This window comes from Citrobacter sp. MGH103, assembly GCF_001034475.2.
GTDB classification, from domain to species: Bacteria; Pseudomonadota; Gammaproteobacteria; order Enterobacterales; family Enterobacteriaceae; genus Citrobacter; species Citrobacter freundii.
Map to the genome: position 1 here is coordinate 1,009,108 of NZ_CP073043.1, position 22,852 is coordinate 1,031,959.

Annotated in this window: 20 protein-coding genes; 17 read left to right on the forward strand and 3 right to left on the reverse strand. The window is 52.7% G+C overall.

The window, feature by feature from the left end; genetic code table 11:
• Positions 1-16 precede the first annotated feature (16 nt).
• From rlmD to eno, 5 genes are all read left to right on the forward strand, one after another.
• Positions 17-1,315 carry a 23S rRNA (uracil(1939)-C(5))-methyltransferase RlmD gene (rlmD, locus tag SK33_RS04850; protein ID WP_048218508.1) on the forward strand — a complete coding sequence of 433 codons (1,299 nt, stop codon included), beginning with the start codon at positions 17-19 and terminating at the stop codon, positions 1,313-1,315.
• A 100-nt stretch (positions 1,316-1,415) separates the two neighbouring features.
• Positions 1,416-3,650, forward strand: coding sequence for a GTP diphosphokinase (gene relA / locus SK33_RS04855; RefSeq protein WP_048218507.1), 2,235 nt, complete (start codon positions 1,416-1,418; stop codon positions 3,648-3,650).
• A gap of 123 nt (positions 3,651-3,773) precedes the next feature.
• Positions 3,774-4,565: a nucleoside triphosphate pyrophosphohydrolase gene (gene mazG, locus SK33_RS04860; RefSeq protein WP_003840346.1), complete on the forward strand. Its 792-nt coding sequence runs from the start codon at positions 3,774-3,776 to the stop codon at positions 4,563-4,565.
• A 224-nt stretch (positions 4,566-4,789) separates the two neighbouring features.
• Complete coding sequence (gene pyrG / locus SK33_RS04865; RefSeq protein WP_003034127.1) at positions 4,790-6,427, forward strand: glutamine hydrolyzing CTP synthase; 1,638 nt, start codon at positions 4,790-4,792, stop codon at positions 6,425-6,427.
• An 87-nt stretch (positions 6,428-6,514) separates the two neighbouring features.
• Complete coding sequence (gene eno, locus SK33_RS04870) at positions 6,515-7,813, forward strand: phosphopyruvate hydratase (RefSeq protein ID WP_003034129.1); 1,299 nt, start codon at positions 6,515-6,517, stop codon at positions 7,811-7,813.
• A 55-nt stretch (positions 7,814-7,868) separates the two neighbouring features.
• Here eno and SK33_RS04875 read toward each other — a convergent pair whose 3' ends face one another.
• Positions 7,869-8,693, reverse strand: coding sequence for a MurR/RpiR family transcriptional regulator (locus tag SK33_RS04875; protein WP_003034131.1), 825 nt, complete (start codon positions 8,691-8,693; stop codon positions 7,869-7,871).
• Between the two features lie 165 nt (positions 8,694-8,858).
• On the opposite strand from SK33_RS04875, the gene SK33_RS04880 reads away from it, so the two are divergent.
• From SK33_RS04880 to queE, 3 genes are all read left to right on the forward strand, one after another.
• Positions 8,859-10,415, forward strand: coding sequence for a maltose/glucose-specific PTS transporter subunit IIC (locus SK33_RS04880; protein ID WP_003034134.1), 1,557 nt, complete (start codon positions 8,859-8,861; stop codon positions 10,413-10,415).
• A complete protein-coding gene (locus tag SK33_RS04885) occupies positions 10,415-11,104 on the forward strand; it encodes an N-acetylmannosamine-6-phosphate 2-epimerase (RefSeq protein WP_048218506.1) in 690 nt (229 codons plus the stop codon). The genes SK33_RS04880 and SK33_RS04885 overlap by 1 nt, the downstream gene beginning before the upstream one ends.
• A 71-nt stretch (positions 11,105-11,175) precedes the next feature.
• Positions 11,176-11,847: a 7-carboxy-7-deazaguanine synthase QueE gene (queE, locus tag SK33_RS04890; protein WP_003034139.1), complete on the forward strand. Its 672-nt coding sequence runs from the start codon at positions 11,176-11,178 to the stop codon at positions 11,845-11,847.
• Between the two features lie 91 nt (positions 11,848-11,938).
• On the opposite strand, the gene queD is transcribed toward queE, so the two are convergent.
• Entirely contained in the window at positions 11,939-12,301 is a 363-nt protein-coding gene (queD, locus tag SK33_RS04895) for a 6-carboxytetrahydropterin synthase QueD (RefSeq protein ID WP_003034142.1), read from the reverse strand.
• A gap of 305 nt (positions 12,302-12,606) precedes the next feature.
• Here queD and cysJ point away from each other — a divergent pair, with 305 nt between their 5' ends.
• From cysJ to cysH, 3 genes are all read left to right on the forward strand, one after another.
• On the forward strand, positions 12,607-14,406 hold the full coding sequence (cysJ, locus tag SK33_RS04900) for an NADPH-dependent assimilatory sulfite reductase flavoprotein subunit (protein ID WP_048218505.1): 1,800 nt from the start codon (positions 12,607-12,609) through the stop codon (positions 14,404-14,406).
• A complete protein-coding gene (gene cysI, locus SK33_RS04905; RefSeq protein WP_003034148.1) occupies positions 14,406-16,118 on the forward strand; it encodes an assimilatory sulfite reductase (NADPH) hemoprotein subunit in 1,713 nt (570 codons plus the stop codon). Before cysJ ends, cysI begins: the two co-directional genes overlap by 1 nt.
• Before the next feature lie 83 nt (positions 16,119-16,201).
• Positions 16,202-16,936, forward strand: a complete 735-nt coding sequence (gene cysH, locus SK33_RS04910; RefSeq protein ID WP_003846550.1) for a phosphoadenosine phosphosulfate reductase — start codon at positions 16,202-16,204, stop codon at positions 16,934-16,936.
• A gap of 44 nt (positions 16,937-16,980) precedes the next feature.
• Here cysH and SK33_RS04915 read toward each other — a convergent pair whose 3' ends face one another.
• Positions 16,981-18,024, reverse strand: a complete 1,044-nt coding sequence (locus SK33_RS04915; RefSeq protein WP_003034151.1) for an aminopeptidase — start codon at positions 18,022-18,024, stop codon at positions 16,981-16,983.
• Positions 18,025-18,278: 254 nt separating this feature from the next.
• Here SK33_RS04915 and cysD point away from each other — a divergent pair, with 254 nt between their 5' ends.
• From cysD to ispD, 6 genes are all read left to right on the forward strand, one after another.
• The gene (gene cysD, locus SK33_RS04920) at positions 18,279-19,187 is read left to right on the forward strand and encodes a sulfate adenylyltransferase subunit CysD (protein WP_003034152.1); all 909 of its coding nucleotides are present in this window, start codon (positions 18,279-18,281) and stop codon (positions 19,185-19,187) included.
• Between the two features lie 9 nt (positions 19,188-19,196).
• Positions 19,197-20,624 carry a sulfate adenylyltransferase subunit CysN gene (gene cysN, locus SK33_RS04925; RefSeq protein WP_003034155.1) on the forward strand — a complete coding sequence of 476 codons (1,428 nt, stop codon included), beginning with the start codon at positions 19,197-19,199 and terminating at the stop codon, positions 20,622-20,624.
• Positions 20,624-21,229, forward strand: a complete 606-nt coding sequence (cysC, locus tag SK33_RS04930; protein ID WP_048218504.1) for an adenylyl-sulfate kinase — start codon at positions 20,624-20,626, stop codon at positions 21,227-21,229. The genes cysN and cysC overlap by 1 nt, the downstream gene beginning before the upstream one ends.
• A gap of 47 nt (positions 21,230-21,276) precedes the next feature.
• Positions 21,277-21,600: a DUF3561 family protein gene (locus tag SK33_RS04935; protein ID WP_003034160.1), complete on the forward strand. Its 324-nt coding sequence runs from the start codon at positions 21,277-21,279 to the stop codon at positions 21,598-21,600.
• A 215-nt stretch (positions 21,601-21,815) separates the two neighbouring features.
• The gene (ftsB, locus tag SK33_RS04940) at positions 21,816-22,127 is read left to right on the forward strand and encodes a cell division protein FtsB (RefSeq protein WP_003034163.1); all 312 of its coding nucleotides are present in this window, start codon (positions 21,816-21,818) and stop codon (positions 22,125-22,127) included.
• Between the two features lie 18 nt (positions 22,128-22,145).
• Complete coding sequence (ispD, locus tag SK33_RS04945; protein ID WP_003034165.1) at positions 22,146-22,841, forward strand: 2-C-methyl-D-erythritol 4-phosphate cytidylyltransferase; 696 nt, start codon at positions 22,146-22,148, stop codon at positions 22,839-22,841.
• The last annotated feature ends 11 nt before the right edge of the window (positions 22,842-22,852 follow it).

The following is a 22,852-nucleotide window of genomic DNA, read 5'->3' on the forward strand; positions in this document are numbered from 1 at the left end:
GAGAAATATCTCGTCGATGGCGCAATTCTACTCTGCAAAACGACGCGTGACGACGCGTCAGATCATAACCGTTACCGTCAATGACCTCGATCCTTTTGGTCAGGGCGTCGCTCGCCATAACGGAAAAGCGTTGTTTATACCGGAATTGCTACCCCAGGAAAGCGCCGAGGTGGTGATTACCGAAGATAAAAAACAGTTCGCCCGCGCGCAAGTAAAACGACGTTTGAACAACAGCCATGAGCGTGAAGTGCCACGTTGCCCGCATTTTGGCGTATGCGGCGGTTGCCAGCAGCAGCATGCCAGCATCTCGTTACAGCAGCGTAGTAAAAGCGCGGCGTTGTCGCGTTTAATGAAATGTGACGTGTCAGATGTTATCGCTGATACGCCGTGGGGCTATCGTCGTCGTGCCCGATTGAGCCTGAACTATCGGCCAAAAGAACACAAATTGCAGATGGGGTTTCGCAAATCAGGCTCCAGCGACATTATCGATGTCAAACAATGCCCTGTTTTGGTGCCCCAGCTTGAAGCGTTATTGCCCCATCTCAGGGCGTGTCTGGAAAGTCTTCAAGGGTTACGCCACCTTGGACATGTTGAACTGGTGCAGGCAGGGAGCGGAACCCTGATGATTTTGCGCCACACGGCGCCATTAAGTGCAGCGGATAAAGAAAAACTGGAATGCTTTTCGCATTCTCAGGGGCTGTCTTTGTTTCTGGCCCCGCAAAGCGAGATACTGGAATCAATATCAGAAGAATCGCCCTGGTATGACTCAAATGGACTACGGTTAACCTTCAGCCCGCGCGATTTTATTCAGGTTAACGAAGGGGTAAACCAACAAATGGTGGCCCGTGCGCTGGAATGGCTCGATGTGCAACCTGAAGATCGCGTACTCGATCTGTTCTGTGGAATGGGGAATTTTACCCTGCCGCTGGCAACTCGAGCAGCAAGCGTGGTTGGCGTGGAAGGTGTTCCGGCGCTGGTTGGAAAAGGTCGGGAAAATGCACTGAATAACGGATTACACAATGTGACATTCTTTCATGAGAACCTTGAGGAAGATGTTACCCGGCAGCCGTGGGCGAAAAACGGATTCGACAAAGTTTTGCTCGATCCTGCGCGTGCGGGGGCTGCTGGTGTGATGCAACATATTATAAAATTAGAACCTATACGCGTTGTTTATGTATCCTGTAACCCGGCAACGCTGGCTCGTGACAGCGATGCTTTGCTCAATGCGGGATATGCCATCCGGCGGCTGGCGATGCTTGATATGTTCCCGCACACTGGACACCTGGAATCAATGGTCCTGTTTGAGCGTTTGTAATGAACTTAATACCCATTGGATTTCGCCTTGTAATGCTGTGTGAAAGACAATGGGTTCGGCTTGTCGACTTCGACAGGCCATGCCCCTTAAGGAGAGGACGATGGTTGCGGTAAGAAGTGCACATTTAAATAAAGCTGGTGAGTTTGATCCCAAGAAATGGATCGCGAGTCTGGGGATCTCCAGCCAGCAGTCGTGTGAACGCTTAGCCGAAACCTGGGCGTACTGCCTCCAGCAGACACAGGGGCATCCGGATGCGGATCTGCTGCTGTGGCGTGGCGTGGAGATGGTAGAAATTCTCTCCATGTTGAGCATGGATATCGACACGCTGCGTGCAGCAATGCTGTTCCCTCTGGCTGATGCCAACGTGGTAAGTGAAGACATCCTGCGCGAGAGCGTGGGCAAATCCATTGTTCATCTTATCCACGGCGTGCGTGATATGGCGGCGATACGCCAGCTTAAAGCCACGCATACCGATTCAGTTTCTTCCGAGCAGGTCGATAACGTCCGCCGCATGCTGCTGGCAATGGTGGATGACTTTCGCTGTGTGGTCATCAAGCTGGCAGAGCGGATTGCCCATCTGCGTGAAGTGAAAGACGCGCCGGAAGATGAACGCGTTCTGGCGGCAAAAGAGTGCACCAATATCTATGCACCGCTGGCCAACCGTTTGGGAATCGGGCAATTAAAATGGGAGCTGGAAGATTATTGCTTCCGTTATCTGCACCCGGCTGAATACAAACGCATTGCCAAGCTGCTGCATGAACGTCGTATCGACAGAGAGCATTACATTGATGAGTTCGTTAGTCATTTGCGCTCAGAGATGAAAACGGAAGGCGTCAAAGCTGAAGTGTACGGACGTCCGAAGCATATCTACAGCATCTGGCGCAAAATGCAGAAAAAGCAGTTGGCCTTCGATGAACTGTTCGATGTGCGCGCAGTGCGTATCGTGGCAGAGCGTTTACAGGACTGCTATGCCGCGCTCGGGATAGTACATACTCACTATCGCCATCTGCCGGATGAGTTTGATGACTACGTCGCGAACCCGAAACCCAATGGCTACCAGTCAATCCATACGGTTGTGCTGGGGCCGGGCGGGAAAACCATTGAAATTCAGATCCGTACCAAACAGATGCACGAAGATGCCGAACTGGGCGTCGCGGCGCACTGGAAGTACAAAGAGGGCACCGCTTCAGGCGCGGCGCGCTCTGGTCATGAAGATCGCATTGCATGGCTGCGTAAGCTGATCGCCTGGCAGGAAGAGATGGCAGATTCCGGTGAAATGCTGGATGAAGTTCGTAGCCAGGTCTTTGATGACCGCGTGTATGTCTTTACGCCGAAAGGCGACGTTGTGGATCTGCCTGCAGGCTCCACGCCGCTCGATTTTGCTTACCACATTCATAGTGATGTGGGGCATCGTTGCATTGGCGCGAAAATTGGTGGACGCATCGTACCGTTTACCTACCAACTACAGATGGGCGATCAAATTGAAATTATCACCCAGAAACAGCCAAACCCAAGCCGCGACTGGTTGAACCCTAACCTTGGCTACGTAACCACCAGTCGTGGGCGTTCGAAGATCCACGCCTGGTTCCGTAAACAGGACCGTGATAAGAACATTCTTGCAGGTCGCCAGATCCTCGACGATGAACTGGCGCATTTAGGCATCAGCCTGAAAGAAGCGGAAAAACATCTGCTGCCGCGCTACAGTTTCAATGAGCTGGATGAACTGCTGGCGGCGATTGGCGGAGGAGACATCCGCCTCAACCAGATGGTGAATTTCCTGCAGGCGCAGTTTAATAAGCCAAGCGCTGCCGAACAGGATGCCGCCGCGCTGAAACAGCTTCAGCAGAAAACGCACGCACCGCAGAGTCGCCGTAAAGACGACGGTCGTGTCGTGGTGGAAGGGGTAGGTAACCTGATGCACCACATCGCTCGCTGCTGCCAGCCGATTCCAGGCGATGAGATTGTCGGGTTTATTACCCAGGGACGCGGTATTTCTGTGCACCGGGCGGATTGTGAACAGCTGACTGAGCTGCGCTCCCATGCGCCGGAACGTATTGTTGATGCGGTCTGGGGCGAAAGTTACTCTGCAGGGTATTCGCTGGTGGTTCGCGTCCAGGCCAACGATCGCAGTGGCTTGTTACGTGATATCACCACGATTCTCGCCAACGAGAAGGTAAACGTGCTGGGAGTTGCCAGCCGGAGTGATACCAAACAACAGCTTGCCACCATTGATATGACCATCGAAATCTACAACCTGCAGGTGCTCGGGCGCGTGCTCGGCAAGCTGAACCAGGTACCGGATGTGATCGACGCACGTCGTCTGCACGGTAATTAATCATTATGTAGGCCGGATAACCTTGTAGGCCTGATAAGACGCGTTAGCGTTGCCATCAGGCATTGCTATGTTGCCGGATGTTGCCTTATCCGGCCTACTGTATTGAAATTTCAGGATATTCCAATGAATCAAATCGACCGACTGCTCGGTATTATGCAGCGCTTGCGCGACCCGGAGAACGGCTGTCCGTGGGACAAAGAGCAGACATTCGCCACTATTGCTCCTTACACCCTCGAAGAGACTTATGAAGTGCTGGACGCGATTGCGCGAGAAGACTTCGACGACCTGCGTGGAGAGTTGGGGGATCTGCTGTTCCAGGTGGTGTTTTACGCCCAGATGGCTCAGGAAGAAGGGCGCTTCAACTTTGATGATATCTGCGCAGCGATAAGCGATAAGCTTGAACGCCGCCACCCGCATGTTTTTGCTGACGTTTCTGCCAGTAACAGCACCGAGGTGCTTACCCGTTGGGAGCAAATCAAAACCGAAGAACGTGCTGAGAAGGCACAGCATTCCGCGCTCGACGATATTCCCCGTAGTTTACCGGCATTAATGCGCGCCCAAAAAATCCAGAAACGCTGCTCAAATGTTGGCTTCGACTGGAAAACATTAGGACCGGTTGTCGACAAGGTTTACGAAGAGATCGACGAAGTCATGTTTGAGGCGAAGCAGGCTGTTGTCGACCAGGCTAAACTGGAGGAGGAAATGGGCGATCTGCTGTTTGCCACGGTCAATATGGCCCGGCATTTAGGCACTAAAGCAGAGACTGCTTTGCAAAAAGCGAACGAGAAATTTGAGCGACGTTTTCGTGAGGTTGAGCGAATTGTGGCTGCTCGCGGTCTGGAAATGACTGGTGTTGATCTGGAAACTATGGAAGAAGTCTGGCAACAGGTAAAACGGCAGGAAATTGATCTCTAAGGGATTTCGTCGGTCAAGGGCGATTTGTGTGATTTTTTAAATAACAAGCGCTTGATTTACGTCAAAAACATTTACCCCAAAGGGGCTATTTTCTCACTCCCGATGTTAATGTGAGCCTGGTGAAGAGGAGGAATAATGAAAGTTTGTGGCGCTCGTCATGTTCGGGTATACTACTTTCCCGTCTTGGTAATTCCATCGTTTCACCCTAACTTCTCAGGTCCAGCATGACAACGAACTATATTTTTGTGACCGGCGGGGTCGTATCCTCTCTGGGAAAAGGCATTGCCGCAGCCTCCCTGGCAGCCATTCTTGAAGCCCGTGGCCTCAATGTAACCATGATGAAACTGGATCCGTACATCAACGTCGATCCAGGTACTATGAGCCCAATCCAACACGGGGAAGTGTTCGTTACCGAAGACGGCGCTGAAACCGACCTGGACCTGGGTCACTATGAGCGCTTCATTCGTACCAAAATGAGCCGCCGCAACAACTTCACTACGGGTCGTATCTACTCCGACGTTCTGCGTAAAGAACGCCGTGGCGACTACCTGGGCGCGACCGTTCAGGTTATCCCGCACATCACGAATGCCATTAAAGAGCGTGTTCTGGAAGGCGGTGAAGGTCATGATGTTGTTCTGGTTGAAATCGGCGGAACCGTTGGGGATATCGAATCTCTGCCGTTCCTTGAAGCGATTCGCCAGATGGCCGTAGAAATTGGCCGCGAGCACACGCTGTTTATGCATCTGACGCTGGTTCCGTACATGGCGGCGGCAGGTGAAGTCAAAACTAAACCGACTCAGCACTCTGTAAAAGAGCTGCTTTCTATCGGTATTCAGCCAGATATCCTGATTTGCCGCTCCGATCGCGCAGTTCCGGCTAATGAACGTGCAAAAATTGCATTGTTCTGTAACGTTCCGGAAAAAGCGGTGATTTCTCTGAAAGATGTCGATTCCATCTATAAAATCCCGGGCCTGTTGAAATCTCAGGGCCTTGACGATTATATTTGTAAACGATTCAGCTTGAACTGTCCGGAAGCTAATCTGTCAGAATGGGAACAGGTTATCTACGAAGAAGCGAATCCGGCAGGCGAAGTGACTATCGGTATGGTCGGCAAGTACATTGAACTGCCGGATGCCTATAAGTCAGTTATCGAAGCGCTGAAGCATGGTGGTCTGAAGAATCGTGTCACCGTCAATATCAAGCTGATCGATTCACAAGATGTCGAAACGCGTGGCGTTGAGATCCTGAAAGGTCTTGATGCCATCCTGATCCCTGGCGGCTTCGGCTACCGTGGTGTTGAAGGTAAAATCGCGACGGCGCGCTTTGCGCGTGAGAACAATATTCCTTATCTGGGCATTTGCCTGGGTATGCAGGTTGCGTTGATTGAGTTTGCACGTAACGTAGTGGGTATGGACAACGCCAACTCCACGGAATTTGTGCCAGACTGTAAGTACCCGGTGGTGGCCCTGATTACCGAATGGCGCGATGAAGACGGCAACGTCGAAGTCCGTACCGAGAAGAGCGATCTGGGCGGCACTATGCGTCTTGGTGCGCAGCAGTGTCAGTTGAGCGACGATAGCCTGGTTCGTCAACTGTACGGCGCGCCGACAATTGTTGAACGCCACCGCCACCGTTACGAAGTCAACAATATGCTGTTGAAACAGATTGAAGCTGCGGGTCTGCGTATTGCAGGCCGTTCCGGTGATGATCAGTTGGTCGAGATCATTGAGGTACCGAATCATCCGTGGTTCGTGGCCTGTCAGTTCCACCCGGAATTTACTTCCACGCCACGTGATGGGCACCCGCTGTTTGCCGGCTTTGTGAAAGCCGCCAGTGAACATCAGAAGCGTCAGGCGAAGTAAGAAGTAAATAAGTTAGAACGGCAATGCACCCATCAGGGTGCATTGTTTGTCTGGAGTTTTAGTTTAACTTGTACTGAGGAAAATCTAATGTCCAAAATCGTTAAAATCATCGGTCGTGAAATCATCGACTCCCGTGGTAACCCGACTGTTGAAGCCGAAGTACACCTGGAAGGTGGTTTCGTTGGTATGGCAGCAGCTCCGTCAGGTGCTTCTACTGGTTCCCGCGAAGCACTGGAACTGCGCGATGGCGACAAATCCCGTTTCATGGGTAAAGGCGTACTGAAAGCTGTTGCAGCTGTTAACGGCCCAATTGCTCAGGCTCTGCTGGGTAAAGATGCTAAAGATCAGGCTGGCATCGACAAGATCATGATCGATCTGGACGGTACTGAAAACAAATCCAACTTCGGTGCAAACGCCATCCTGGCTGTGTCCCTGGCGAACGCCAAAGCAGCAGCAGCTGCTAAAGGCCTGCCGCTGTATGCACACATCGCTGAACTGAACGGTACTCCGGGTAAATACTCCATGCCGGTTCCGATGATGAACATCATCAACGGTGGTGAGCACGCTGACAACAACGTCGACATCCAGGAATTCATGATTCAGCCGGTTGGCGCTAAGACTCTGAAAGAAGCCGTTCGTATGGGTTCTGAAGTGTTCCACAACCTGGCTAAAGTTCTGAAAGCTAAAGGTATGAACACTGCAGTTGGTGACGAAGGTGGCTACGCGCCGAACCTGGGTTCCAACGCTGAAGCTCTGGCTGTAATCGCTGAAGCGGTTAAAGCAGCTGGCTACGAGCTGGGCAAAGACATCACTCTGGCGATGGACTGTGCAGCTTCTGAATTCTACAAAGACGGTAAATACGTTCTGGCTGGCGAAGGCAACAAAGCATTCACCTCCGAAGAATTCACTCACTTCCTGGAAGAACTGACCAAACAGTACCCGATCGTGTCCATCGAAGATGGTCTGGACGAGTCTGACTGGGACGGTTTCGCATACCAGACTAAAGTACTGGGCGACAAAATCCAGCTGGTTGGTGACGATCTGTTCGTAACCAACACCAAGATCCTGAAAGAAGGCATCGAAAAAGGCATCGTTAACTCCATCCTGATCAAATTCAACCAGATCGGTTCTCTGACCGAAACTCTGGCTGCGATCAAAATGGCGAAAGACGCTGGCTACACCGCTGTCATCTCTCACCGTTCTGGCGAAACTGAAGATGCTACCATCGCTGACCTGGCTGTTGGTACCGCTGCAGGCCAGATCAAAACTGGTTCTATGAGCCGTTCTGACCGCGTTGCTAAGTACAACCAGCTGATTCGTATCGAAGAAGCTCTGGGTGAACAAGCACCGTACAACGGTCGTAAAGAGATCAAAGGTCAGGCGTAATCCTGTTCTTTAACTCTTAACGTAAAAACCCGCTGCGGCGGGTTTTTTTATGCTTTTAAAGCAGTAGAGGAAGTGTTGCGCTGGCGGTTTGCTGGCTCACATCACTGTACTTTTCATCCAGCGCAATCAGCGACGTGGTGAGAAGTTCTACCAACAGCATCACACCCACCTTGGCGTTTAGCGCACCAGCACTCAACGGACCTTCTGGTTTGGCTGCGACCAGTTGAATATCGCTCAGCGAGGCCAGCGGACTGCGCGGCGTATTACTCAGCGCCAGTACGCGCACGCCTTGCTTACGCGCCAGTTTCACGACATGCAGCAGATCGCGCGTGGAGCCTGAACTGGAGATCGCTACCACGAGCGTATTTTTGCTAAGCGTAGTGGCATTCATGGCTGCGCGGTGCATGTCGCTGAACAGTTGCGCGGGTTTGCCGAGGCGCAGGAGTTTGTAATGTAAATACTCCCCCAGAATAGCGCTGGCCGCTACGCCATAAATCTGTACCGACTGAGCCTGATGTAGCGCCAGAGCGGCGGATTCCAGTAATGTCCTGTCGAGTAACTTTGCTGTGTCCTGCAGCGCTTGCACGGATTCATTGACCACATTGTCAATTTCATCCCCGCTGTGCTCTACCGGCTGTCCTTGCTGGAGATCGAGTGCCAGCGCCATTTTGAATTCGTTATAACCCTTACACCCAAGCGTGCGGCACAGACGTGTGACGCTCGCCTCGCTGGTGTCGCTTTCACGCGCCAGTTCGGTAATCGTCAGGTAGACAACTTTTGCCGGATCACTAAGCACAAACTCTCCCAGCTTCTGCTGTGTTCGGCTATATCCGTCAACGCCCTGGCGCAATCTCAGCAGCAGGTTTTCATTTTCTGACATGCAAAATCCTTAATGCGTTTCTCTGCTGATAGTGTGGCGGAAAGCAGGGGAGAGATGCCAGTCATTTTAAAAAAGTATGATCGGCTTCCTGGTTTTTGATGATAATTTTCATTTATGAAATTAATTATGGTAAAAATTTTCATCATTAATCGGGGAGATGAAAAAATGATGCAAATGTTTAGCGGCGCCTCATCGGGCGCATGGTTTGAAAAGGCACAGCGGTTTGGCAAATCGTTCATGCTGCCGATTGCGGTACTGCCCGCTGCGGGGCTGTTGTTAGGGATTGGCGGTGCGCTGTCGAATCCAAACACATTGACGGCGTATCCGTTTTTGGACGTTGACTGGTTACAGGCAATCTTCACGATCATGACCAGCGCAGGTTCTATTGTGTTTGCCAACCTGTCGGTGCTTTTTGCGGTGGGTGTGGCAGTAGGATTGGCGAAAACGGACAAAGGCACCGCCGGGCTTGCTGCATTGCTGGCATTTCTGGTGATGAACGCCACCATCAACGCTTTATTGACACTCAACGGAACGCTGGCGCACGAGAATCCCGGTGCCGTAGGCCAGGGGATGACGCTGGGTATTCAGACGCTGGAAACAGGCGTATTTGGTGGGGTGGTGATTGGGCTTGTCACCTGCGCGCTGCATAGCCGTTTCAATAAAGTCTCGCTGCCTCAGTTCCTTGGTTTCTTCAGCGGTTCGCGCTTTGTGCCGATTATTAGCTCCCTTGCCGCGATTGTAGTGGGTGCGGTCATGACGGTGGTTTGGCCGCATTTCCAGAAACTCATTTTTGGACTGGGTGGTCTGGTGGATGCGACCGGTTATCTGGGTACGCTGTTGTACGGCTTCATCCTGCGTATGCTTGGCCCACTGGGGTTACACCATATCTTTTATTTACCGTTCTGGACCACAGCGCTTGGCGGGAGTGAAATCGTCAACGGCCAGTTGGTTGAAGGTACGCAGCGTATTTTCTTCGCGCAACTTGCCGATCCGAATACGCAGCAGTTCTATGCGGGCACCTCGCGCTTTATGTCCGGGCGCTTTATCACCATGATGTTTGGCCTGCTTGGCGCATGTCTTGCGATGTACCATACTGCAAAACCAGAGAACAGAAAGCTTGTCGCCGGACTGCTGTTGTCTGCGGCCCTGACCTCTTTCCTGACGGGGATCACTGAGCCTATCGAGTTCTCCTTCCTGTTTGTCGCACCTGTGTTATACGTCATTCACGCCTTCTTCGATGGTCTGGCGTTTATGATGGCGCATATTTTACATATCACCATCGGGCAAACCTTTTCGGGGGGGCTTATCGATTTCCTCCTCTTCGGTGTGCTACAGGGGGAAGCTAAAACCAACTGGATGTACGTACCTATGGTGGGGATCCCGTGGTTCTTCCTTTACTACTTCACCTTCCGCTATTTGATTAACCGCTTTAACTGGTTGACGCCTGGTCGTGAAAACGCAGCACCGACTGAATCCGGCCTGCCGCAAAGTGAGCGTGCTGCGGCTGTGATTGCCGGACTGGGAGGTAAAGAGAATCTGGAAGAGGTGGACTGTTGCGCCACACGTCTGCGCGTGACGGTAAAAGAGAGTAGCAAGGTCGATGAAGCGGCGCTGAAAGCGACCGGAGCGCGTGGCGTAATTATTCGCGGCAACGGGGTTCAGGTGATTTATGGACCGCATGTCACCATCATCAAAAACGAAGTCGAAGAGATCTTATCGTAATGAAAACTGTACTGGATTCCCTGAAAGGTAAATTAATCGTCTCCTGCCAGGCGCTGGAAAATGAGCCCCTGCACAGTCCGTTTATTATGTCGCGTATGGCGCTGGCGGCAGCGCAGGGAGGTGCTGTAGGTATTCGTGCGAACAGCGTGGTGGACATTCGCGCGATCAAAGAGAGCGTCTCCCTGCCGGTGATTGGGATTATCAAGCGCGATTATCCGGGTAGCGATGTGTTTATCACGGCCACCCTCAAGGAAGTGGATGAGCTAATGACCGTTGAGCCGGAGATTATTGCTCTGGATGCGACAGCGCGCCCGCGCCCAGGAGGACAAACGCTGGAAGAATTAGTTATGCAAATCCGCGCTCGCTACCCGTCTGTGCTGCTGATGGCAGATATCGCCACCATAGACGAAGCGGTGACAGCTGAGCGTCTGGGTTTTGACTGCGTGGGCACCACGCTCTACGGCTATACCGCTGACACTGCCGGGCATGTGCTGGCGGAAAACGACTGCGGTTTTTTACGCGAGGTATTGGCGGCGGTCAGCGTACCTATCGTGGCAGAAGGAAACGTCGATACTCCGGAACGTGCCGCACGATGCCTGGAATTAGGTGCCCATACCGTGGTGGTTGGTGGCGCTATCACGCGTCCGCAGCAGATAACGGCACGCTTTGTCGCGGCGATCGCCTCGTAAAGCATCGATGGGGCATGATACTTTGGCGGGGATCTGCGATAATTATCGTTTATCCCCATATTGAGAGCGCTATGCAGTACCCGATTAACGAGATGTTCCAGACCCTGCAAGGTGAGGGTTACTTTACCGGCGTCCCCGCCATTTTTATTCGTTTACAGGGATGCCCGGTTGGCTGTGCCTGGTGCGATACCAAACACACCTGGGATAAGCTTGAGGATCGGGAAGTCTCCCTGTACAGCATCCTGGCCAAGACCAAAGAAAGCGACAAATGGGGGGCGGCGAGCAGTGAGGATCTGCTGGCGGTCATTTCGCGTCAGGGGTATACCGCCCGTCATGTGGTGATCACCGGCGGCGAGCCCTGCATTCATGACCTGATGCCGCTGACTGACCTGCTGGAAAAGAACGGCTTTAGCTGCCAGATTGAAACTAGTGGTACCCACGAAGTACGCTGTACGCCGAATACCTGGGTGACCGTATCGCCGAAGGTAAATATGCGTGGCGGTTATGATGTGCTGTCGCAGGCGCTGGAGCGCGCGAATGAAATCAAACATCCGGTTGGTCGCGTTCGCGATATTGAAGCGCTGGATGAACTGCTGGCGACGTTGAGCGACGACAAACCACGAATCATCGCCTTACAGCCAATCAGCCAGAAAGAAGATGCGACGCGTTTGTGTATTGATACCTGTATTGCGCGCAACTGGCGTCTGTCGATGCAAACCCATAAATATCTGAATATTGCCTGATAACTGTGCCGGGAGCGTTTCGCTTACCCGGCCAGAGTTTGTTGCTTGTTGCAGGCCGGATAAGACGCATTGTCATCCGGCAAGCCTACAATCACTCGCCGCGGTACACGCAGCCTGCTGTGCAGGTTTCTTTCACCATTACAGCACTTAGCAGAGGGACCACAGGTTTAATCTGATCCCAAATCCATTTGGCCAGCACTTCACTGGTTGGATTTTCTAAGCCAGGAATATCGTTCAAATAGTAGTGATCGAGTCTGTCGTAAGTCGGCTTAAACGCGGCTTTTAACTCAGCAAAATCCATGATCCAACCGGTATGCGGATCGACTTCACCGGTAATTTCAAGACGCACCATAAATGAGTGACCATGCAGGCGGCCACACTTATGCCCTTCCGGTACGTGCGGCAGGCGGTGAGCGGCTTCGAAGGTGAAATCTTTAAACAAGGTGGTGGACATTATTTACTCTCAAGAATGCGAAAAACCGCCGTAGGGTACCGTAAAGCACAATTTTTATCATTAGTTAAAAGGGCGCTAAGCATCAGAACGTCATATTTACGCTGTTAATGTTTAATAACTATTTATATATCATATAGTTATTAAATCGTTTTTGTCGTTAATGACTATAACTAAAACAGGTTAGTCCATTTGGTTATTTGTTATTTCTATCCCTTCTTTAATTGTTACTATCCCCGCCGTTAACCTTATCTTCAGTTTGGGTTTTATTGCTGAAATCCGCTTTGCTTACTGGAACATGACAACGCATGACGACACAGGCCCCACCTTCCGCTCTGCTACCGCTAAACCCGGAGCAACTGGCACGCCTTCAGGCAGCCACGACCGATTTCACTCCCGCACAGCTTGCGTGGGTTTCTGGCTATTTTTGGGGCGTGCTGAATCAGCAGCCTGGTAGCAATGCAGCGGCGCTTGCGCCTGTCGCTGAAATACCAGGCATTACGCTTATCTCCGCCTCGCAAACCGGTAATGCGCGTCGTGTGGCGGAAGCCCTGCGCGATGATCTGATCGCTGCGAAGCTCAACGTCACTCTGATCAACGCTGGCGACTATAAATTCAAACAAATCGCCAATGAAAAACTGCTGATCGTGGTGGCGTCGACGCAAGGGGAAGGTGAACCGGCGGAAGAAGCCGTGGCGTTGCATAAATTCCTGTTCTCGAAAAAAGCGCCAAAGCTCGATAACACCGCTTTTGCCGTGTTTGGTCTTGGCGACACCTCCTATGAGTTTTTCTGTCAGTCAGGAAAAGACTTCGATGCGAAACTGGCTGAGCTGGGCGGTGAACGTCTGCTCGATCGTGTAGATGCCGACGTCGAATATCAGGCCGCCGCCGCGCAGTGGCGTGCCCGTTTGATTGATGTCCTGAAAGCACGTACGCCTGCAGTACCGTCTGTGCAAGTTGCCGCGAGCGGTGCGGTAAATGAAGTACACACCAGCCCGTACACCAAAGAAGCGCCGCTGACGGCGTCGCTTGCGGTGAATCAGAAAATTACCGGCCGTGACTCTGAAAAAGACGTACGCCATATTGAAATTGATTTAGGCGATTCCGGCCTGCGTTATCAGCCGGGCGATGCCTTGGGCGTCTGGTATCAGAATGACCCGGATCTGGTTAAAGAACTGGTTGAACTGCTGTGGCTGAAAGGTGATGAACCGGTGACGGTTGAAGGCAAAACCTTGTCGCTCGCTGAAGCGTTGCAGTGGCATTTCGAGCTGACGGTGAATACCGGCAATATCGTGGAGAACTATGCCACCTTAACCCGCAGCGAAACATTGCTGCCGTTAGTGGGTGACAAAGCACAGTTGCAGCATTATGCCGCCACCACGCCTATCGTCGATATGGTGCGCTTTTCCCCGGCGCAACTGGATGCTCAGGCGTTAGTTGATCTTCTGCGTCCGTTGACGCCGCGTTTGTACTCCATTGCCTCTTCTCAGGCGGAAGTGGAAAGCGAAGTGCACGTCACCGTGGGTGTGGTGCGTTATGAGATAGAAGGTCGCGCCCGTGCTGGTGGTGCTTCCAGTTTCCTCGCCGACCGCGTGGAAGAAGAAGGTGAAGTTCGCGTGTTCATTGAACACAACGACAATTTCCGCCTGCCGTCAAACCCGCAGACGCCGGTGATTATGATTGGCCCGGGTACGGGAATTGCACCGTTCCGTGCCTTCATGCAGCAGCGTGCGGCTGATGGAGCCGAAGGCAAAAACTGGCTGTTTTTCGGTAACCCGCACTTTACCGAAGATTTCCTGTATCAGGTGGAATGGCAGCGTTACGTCAAAGAGGGCGTACTGAGCCGTATCGATCTCGCCTGGTCCCGCGATCAAAAAGAAAAAGTCTACGTACAAGATAAACTGCGCCAACAGGGCGCGGAACTGTGGCGCTGGATTAACGACGGTGCCCACATTTATGTCTGCGGCGATGCCAATCGTATGGCGAAAGACGTTGAGCAGGCGTTGTTGGAAGTGATTGCCGAATTCGGTGGTATGGATATCGAAGCGGCGGATGAATTTTTAAGTGAGCTGCGCATTGAGCGCCGTTATCAGCGAGATGTCTACTAATGAGCGAAAAACATCCAGGACCATTGGTGGTCGAAGGCAAACTGTCCGACGCTGAGCGTATGAAGCTGGAAAGCAACTATCTGCGCGGTACCATTGCCGAAGATTTAAACGACGGCCTGACCGGCGGGTTTAAAGGCGACAACTTCCTGCTGATCCGTTTTCACGGTATGTACCAGCAGGACGACCGCGATATCCGCGCTGAACGTGCCGAGCAAAAGCTGGAGCCGCGTCACGCGATGCTGCTGCGCTGTCGTCTGCCGGGTGGAGTGATCACCACCAAACAGTGGCAGGCGATCGACAAGTTCGCCCATGACAACACTATTTACGGCAGCATTCGTCTGACCAACCGTCAGACCTTCCAGTTTCACGGCATTCTGAAGAAGAACGTTAAACCGGTACACCAGATGCTGCACTCCGTCGGCCTGGACGCACTGGCGACCGCCAACGATATGAACCGTAACGTGCTGTGTACCTCCAACCCGTATGAATCTGAGCTGCACGCCGAAGCCTACGAGTGGGCGAAAAAGATCTCCGAACATCTGCTGCCGCGCACCCGCGCCTATGCAGAGATCTGGCTTGATCAGGAAAAAGTTGCGACCACTGACGAGGAGCCGATCCTCGGTCAAACCTATCTGCCGCGTAAGTTTAAAACCACGGTGGTGATCCCACCGCAGAACGACATCGATCTGCATGCCAACGACATGAACTTCGTGGCGATTGCGGAAAACGGCAAGCTGGTGGGCTTTAACCTGCTGGTGGGCGGCGGTTTGTCCATTGAGCATGGCAATAAGAAAACTTACGCCCGGACGGCAAGCGAATTTGGTTATCTGCCGCTTGAGCATACACTGGCCGTGGCGGAAGCGGTGGTGACGACTCAGCGTGACTGGGGTAACCGTACCGATCGTAAAAACGCCAAAACCAAATACACGCTGGAACGCGTAGGCGTTGAGACCTTTAAAGCTGAAGTTGAGCGCCGCGCGGGGATCAAGTTTGAGCCTATCCGCCCGTACGAGTTCACCGGTCGCGGCGATCGTATCGGCTGGGTGAAAGGGATCGACAATAAATGGCATCTGACGCTGTTTATTGAAAACGGCCGTATCCTGGATTATCCGGGCCGTCCATTGAAAACCGGTCTGCTTGAGATCGCGAAGATCCACAAAGGTGAGTTCCGTATTACCGCGAACCAGAACCTGATCATTGCAGGTGTTCCTGAGAGTGAAAAGGCGAAGATCGAGAAGATTGCGCAGAAGAGTGGCTTAATGAATGCGGTCACTCCGCAGCGTGAAAACTCGATGGCCTGCGTGTCGTTCCCAACCTGCCCGCTGGCGATGGCTGAGGCCGAGCGCTTCCTGCCAACGTTTATCGACAACATCGACACTCTGATGGCGAAGCACAGCCTGAGTGATGAAAATATTGTCATGCGTGTGACTGGCTGCCCGAACGGTTGCGGCCGCGCGATGCTGGCGGAAGTTGGTCTGGTGGGGAAAGCGCCCGGACGTTACAACCTCCATTTAGGGGGCAACCGTATTGGAACTCGCATTCCCCGGATGTTTAAAGAGAACATCACCGAGCCGGAAATTCTGGCATCGCTGGATGAACTGATTGGGCGCTGGGCGAAAGAGCGCGAAGCGGGTGAAGGCTTCGGTGACTTTACGGTGCGTGCGGGCATTATTCGCCCGGTGCTCGATCCTGCCCGGGATTTCTGGGAATAATGTGAAATTGACTTATCGGGTCTGCTGAATCGGCAGACCTGATAAGCGCAGCGCCATCAGGCAAGGCAAACAGTGAGGAACTTATGTCCAAACTCGATCTCAACGCGTTGAACGAACTGCCGAAAGTTGAACGCGTTATGGCGTTGGCGCAAACCAACGACCAACTGGAAAAATTGAGCGCCGAGGATCGCGTGGCGTGGGCGCTGGAAAACCTGCCTGGCGAATATGTACTGTCATCAAGTTTTGGTATTCAGGCGGCAGTGAGCCTGCACCTGGTAAATCAGGTTCGCCCGGATATCCCGGTGATCCTCACCGATACCGGTTATCTGTTCCCGGAAACCTACCAATTTATTGACGAGTTAACGGACAAGCTCAAGCTTAATCTGCAAGTCTACCGGGCGAAGGAAAGTGCGGCCTGGCAGGAAGCGCGCTATGGCAAACTGTGGGAGCAGGGCGTTGAGGGCATTGAAAAATACAATGACATCAACAAAGTCGAGCCGATGAACCGGGCATTGCAGGAGCTGAAAGCGCAGACCTGGTTTGCCGGTCTGCGCCGTGAGCAATCGGGCAGTCGTGCGCATTTACCGGTGCTGGCTATTCAGCGTGGTGTGTTTAAAGTTCTGCCGATCATCGACTGGGACAACCGTACGGTTTACCAGTATCTGCAAAAGCATGGTCTGAAGTACCATCCACTGTGGGATCAGGGCTATCTGTCAGTCGGCGATACCCATACCACCCGCAAATGGGAGCCGGGAATGGCGGAAGAAGAGACGCGGTTTTTTGGGCTGAAAAGAGAGTGCGGGCTGCACGAAGGCTAACTGTTAAAAGCCCGGTAACGTTTACTTATTACCGGGCTTCTTCTTCAGGATTTACCTGCTTTCGCCAGTTCTTTTACCAGCGGCAGCATAATGCGTACTACGTCGCGGCTACGGCGCTCTATCCGGCCCGGTAAGGCTTTATCGATATGCTGCTGGTTATCCAGTCGCACATCATGCCAGCTGTTGCCAGACGGGAACGAGGCGCTTTTGGCGCGCTGTTGGTAGCCATCTTTCTTGCCCAGGTTCCAGTTGGTCGCTTCAACGGAGAGCACAGCAATACCCGCGTCGTCGAAGACCTCCGCATCGTTACAACATCCTGTTCCCTTCGGATAGTCTTTGTTCAGGCCTGGATTGGTGCTGGCTACAATGCCGCGACTATGCGCGATAGCCAGTGCCCGGTCGCGCGTCAGTTTTCGCACCGCTTCCGGGGTTTTCTTACCGCTGTTGAAATAGAGCTTATCACCGACAATCAGGTTATCGAGGTTGATAACCAGCAGCGTGTTTTTCTTCTCGGCGGCGCTCATTCGCTTCAGGATGTTCTCCGCGCCCAGTTTGCCTTCTTCCTCGCCGCTGGTGGCGATAAATCGGATGCCGTACTGCGTCGGCACGTCTTTGAGTTTTTCCGCCAGTTCCAGCATCACGCCAACACCTGCAGCGTTGTCGTCGATCCCTTGCAGGGTTAATCCACCCAGATTGGCATCTGAATCGGCATCGCTTTGTGCGGCGTAGGTGTCGAGGTGCGCCATAATAATAATCTGCTGCGGCGCTTTGCCTTCATGTGCTGCAATAACGGTGCTTCCCGTTACGTTATGCCAGTTTTTACGGTTATTTTTGGCGGTATAAACATAACGGCTATTAAACGTCCGAATATCACTGCTGTAGCCCATCTGCTGAAATTGCTGACGTATATAATCAGCGGATAACATTTCAGCCGGAGATCCCGTCACGCGGCCCGGGAAAAACGTTGCGATATATCGAGCCTGGGTATTTGCGATATCGCCAGGTTTGGAGGATGTTGCCTGTGCAGGAAGGATAAAACACGCGCCGAGCGCCATGGCAGCAATAAGGTGGCGCGTTGCGGAAAACATAATGAGTCCTTAAATACCAAGCAGAAATTTTCAGCCGCTAGTATGAAACTGTGATCGAGGTAAAACAATTTCATTTGCTCCTAAATGCCCGAAATCCGGTAGCTTAAGCACTTTTTGATATTTGCTTTTCCGGATCGTTATTCCTTTGAGGAACTACTCATTCCAATTCGTAATTTCATTCGCCCTCTTGCCCTCCCTATAGTCAGGTTATCTGAGCATCGTTAGCAAAATAACGGCATTACATAGGAACGGTTATGGATCAAAAACGACTTACCCACCTGCGGCAACTGGAAGCGGAAAGCATCCATATCATTCGTGAGGTGGCCGCCGAGTTTTCTAATCCGGTGATGATGTATTCCATCGGCAAAGATTCCAGCGTAATGCTGCATCTGGCGCGTAAAGCGTTTTATCCTGGCACGCTGCCGTTCCCATTACTGCACGTTGATACCGGTTGGAAATTCAGCGAAATGTACGAGTTTCGTGACCGTACGGCGAAAGCCTACGGCTGCGAACTGCTGGTGCATAAAAACCCGGAAGGGGTGGCGATGGGCATCAACCCGTTCGTCCACGGCAGCGCCAAGCATACCGACATTATGAAAACCGAAGGGCTGAAGCAGGCGCTCAATAAATACGGTTTTGATGCCGCGTTTGGCGGTGCTCGTCGTGACGAAGAGAAATCACGTGCCAAAGAGCGTATTTACTCTTTCCGCGATCGTTTTCATCGCTGGGATCCTAAAAATCAGCGCCCGGAGCTGTGGCACAACTACAACGGACAAATTAACAAAGGCGAAAGTATTCGCGTCTTCCCGCTCTCCAACTGGACCGAACAGGATATCTGGCAGTACATCTGGCTGGAAAACATCGACATCGTGCCACTGTACCTGGCGGCGGAGCGTCCGGTGCTTGAACGCGACGGCATGTTGATGATGATTGATGACGACAGAATCGATCTGCAACCCGGGGAAGTGATTAAAAAACGCATGGTGCGTTTCCGTACGCTCGGCTGTTGGCCACTGACAGGCGCGGTGGAGTCGAATGCGCAGACGCTGCCGGAAATTATCGAAGAGATGCTGGTCTCAACCACCAGTGAACGTCAGGGCCGCGTGATTGACCGCGACCAGGCGGGCTCCATGGAGCTGAAGAAACGTCAGGGGTATTTCTAAGGAGCCGCCATGAATACGACACTTGCACAACAAATTGCTAATGAAGGCGGCGTTGAAGCCTGGATGGTTGCCCAGCAACACAAAAGTCTGCTGCGCTTTTTAACCTGCGGTAGCGTGGATGACGGGAAAAGCACCCTGATTGGTCGCCTGCTGCACGACACGCGTCAGATTTATGAAGACCAGCTTTCATCGCTGCACAATGACAGTAAACGTCACGGCACTCAGGGCGAAAAGCTTGATCTGGCGTTATTGGTTGACGGCTTGCAGGCCGAGCGCGAGCAGGGCATCACCATCGACGTGGCTTACCGTTATTTCTCTACCGAGAAGCGTAAATTTATTATTGCGGACACTCCCGGGCATGAACAGTACACCCGTAACATGGCGACCGGTGCGTCGACCTGCGACCTGGCGATCCTATTGATCGATGCGCGTAAAGGTGTGCTGGATCAGACTCGTCGTCACAGCTTTATCTCCACGTTGCTTGGGATCAAACACCTGGTGGTGGCGATCAACAAAATGGATCTGGTGGACTTTAGCGAAGAGACATTTAATCGCATTCGCGAAGACTATCTTACTTTTGCTGAACAACTTCCGGGTAACCTGGATATCCGGTTTGTGCCGCTCTCTGCGCTGGAAGGCGATAACGTGGCTTCGCAAAGCGCCAGTATGCCGTGGTACAGCGGTCCGACGCTGCTGGAAGTGCTGGAAACCGTTGAGATCCAGCGCAGTATTGATACTCAGCCGATGCGCTTCCCGGTGCAGTATGTGAACCGACCGAATCTGGATTTTCGTGGTTATGCCGGAACGCTGGCTTCCGGTAGCGTGAAGGTCGGGCAGCGCGTCAAAGTTCTGCCGTCCGGCGTTGAGTCGAGCGTAGCGCGGATCGTGACCTTTGATGGCGATTTACAGGAAGCGCATGCAGGTGAAGCGATCACCCTGGTGCTAAAAGATGAGATCGATATCAGCCGGGGCGACCTGTTACTTGATGCCGGTGAAACGCTGCCGACAGTACAAAGCGCTGCCGTTGATGTGGTGTGGATGGCGGAACAACCGTTGTCGCCAGGGCAGAGCTACGACATAAAAATCGCAGGCAAGAAGACCCGCGCACGCGTTGATAGCGTGCAATATCAGGTCGATATAAACAACCTGACCCAACGTGACGTTGAAGCGCTACCGCTGAACGGCATCGGTCTGGTTAATCTGACTTTTGATGAACCGCTGGTGCTGGATACCTATCAGCAGAACCCGGTGACGGGCGGGCTGATAATTATTGACCGCCTGACCAACGTTACCGTTGGCGCGGGACTGGTGCGTGAGCCACTTGTTCAGGAGCACGCCGCGGCTTCCCAGTTCAGCGCGTTTGAGCTGGAGCTTAATGCACTGGTGCGTCGCCACTTCCCACACTGGGGTGCGCGCGATCTGCTGGGAGGAAAATAATGGCGCTGCATGACGAAAACGTCGTCTGGCATGCCCATCCTGTTACACCGCAACAGCGGGAACAACGCCACGGTCATCGTGGTGTTGTGCTGTGGTTTACCGGGCTGTCAGGCTCCGGTAAATCCACGGTAGCAGGGGCGCTTGAAGAAGCGTTGCATAAGCAGGGGGTGAGTACTTATCTCTTGGATGGCGATAACGTGCGTCACGGTCTGTGCAGCGATCTTGGATTTAGTGATGCCGATCGTAAGGAGAATATTCGCCGGGTTGGTGAAGTGGCTAACCTGATGGTGGATGCGGGGCTTGTGGTGTTGACCGCCTTTATCTCACCGCATCGCGCTGAGCGCAAAATGGTTCGTGAGCGGGTTGGCGAAGGGCGTTTTATTGAAGTTTTTGTCGATACGCCATTAGCAACGTGTGAAGCACGCGATCCAAAAGGGTTGTATAAAAAAGCGCGGGCGGGTGAGTTACGCAATTTCACCGGAATTGATTCGGTATACGAAGCGCCTGAATCGCCAGAGATTCATCTTGATGGTGAACAATTGGTAACAAATTTGGTACCCCAATTATTAGACCTGCTGAGGCAGGAAGATATTATCAGATCCTGAGACACCCGAGCTCACATGCCCGGTCAGTCACGGTCACAGGATTAGATATGCGTAACAGCCATAACATTACTATTACAGAGTCAGATACCTTCGCCGCCGACGACGAAACCACCTGGTCACTACCGGGGGCCGTGGTCGGTTTTATCGCGTGGTTGTTGGCGCTGGGATTCCCGTGTCTGATGTATGGCCCTAATACACTGTTTTTCTTCATTTATACCTGGCCCTTTTTCCTCGCGTTGCTGCCCGTGGCGATTGTCGCGGGTATTGCCTTACACTCGCTATTGAAGGGAAGGTTGCTGCTGAGCATTACCTGTACCCTGCTGGTGGTTGGGGCGATGTTTGGCGCCCTATTTTTATGGTTATTGGGTTAGGCAAACGCTTTTTTTTAACAATCGCCGACGTTGTTCACTCTCTGGTCATAATTCAAACCGTAACCAACAATGAGATTATGTTCTCCTTACACGGGGTATACGTAACAACGGGCAAATGTGGTACATTTGCCCGCGTTGTCGCGGCATTCCCGACCGTTGATGTAAAGTTGTCTGCGGAAGTTATGGGATATTAATGCCGTTTTTCAGGGGGCAGGATGGGTAAACTAACGCTGCTGTTGCTGGCTTTATTAGTCTGGCTGCAGTATTCGCTGTGGTTCGGTAAGAACGGCATACATGACTATAGTCGCGTCAACGATGATGTTGCTGCGCAGCAAGCTACAAACGCGAAACTTAAAGCGCGTAACGATCAGCTCTTTGCCGAAATTGACGATCTCAATGGCGGACAAGAGGCTATTGAGGAGCGTGCGCGCAACGAACTCAGTATGACTAAGCCGGGCGAAACTTTTTATCGTCTGGTGCCTGACGCGTCTAAACGCGCTCAGACTGCAGGGCAAAACAATCGATAAACCGTCCAGGGATTTAACATGGCAGCCACTTTATTGGACGTTTGCGCCGTGGTGCCGGCTGCCGGGTTTGGCCGCCGAATGCAAACAGAGTGTCCTAAGCAGTACCTCTCTATTGGCAATAAAACCATTCTTGAACACTCGGTTGATGCGCTGCTGGCTCATCCCCGGGTGACGCGAGTCGTCATCGCTATCAGCCCAGGCGACAGTCGCTTTGCCCAACTTCCACTTGCTGCGCACCCGCAAATTACGGTGGTGGATGGCGGCAACGAGCGTGCCGATTCTGTCCTTGCCGGTTTGCAAGCCGCAGGGGAGGCCCGTTGGGTGCTGGTGCATGACGCCGCGCGTCCGTGCCTGCACCAGGATGATTTGGCCCGTTTGCTGGCAATTAGCGAGTGCAGCCGTACCGGCGGGATCCTTGCCGCACCGGTACGTGACACAATGAAGCGCGCGGAGCCGGGGCGAACAGACATCGCCCATACGGTCGATCGTACCGATTTATGGCATGCGTTGACGCCGCAGTTTTTCCCGCGCGAGTTATTGCACGATTGCCTGACGCGTGCACTCAACGAAGGTGCAACTATTACAGACGAAGCTTCGGCGCTGGAATATTGCGGCTTTCATCCGCAGCTGGTCGAAGGGCGTGCTGACAACATCAAAGTCACCCGCCCGGAAGATCTGGCGCTGGCGGAATTTTATCTGACCCGAACTATCTAGATACATCATCC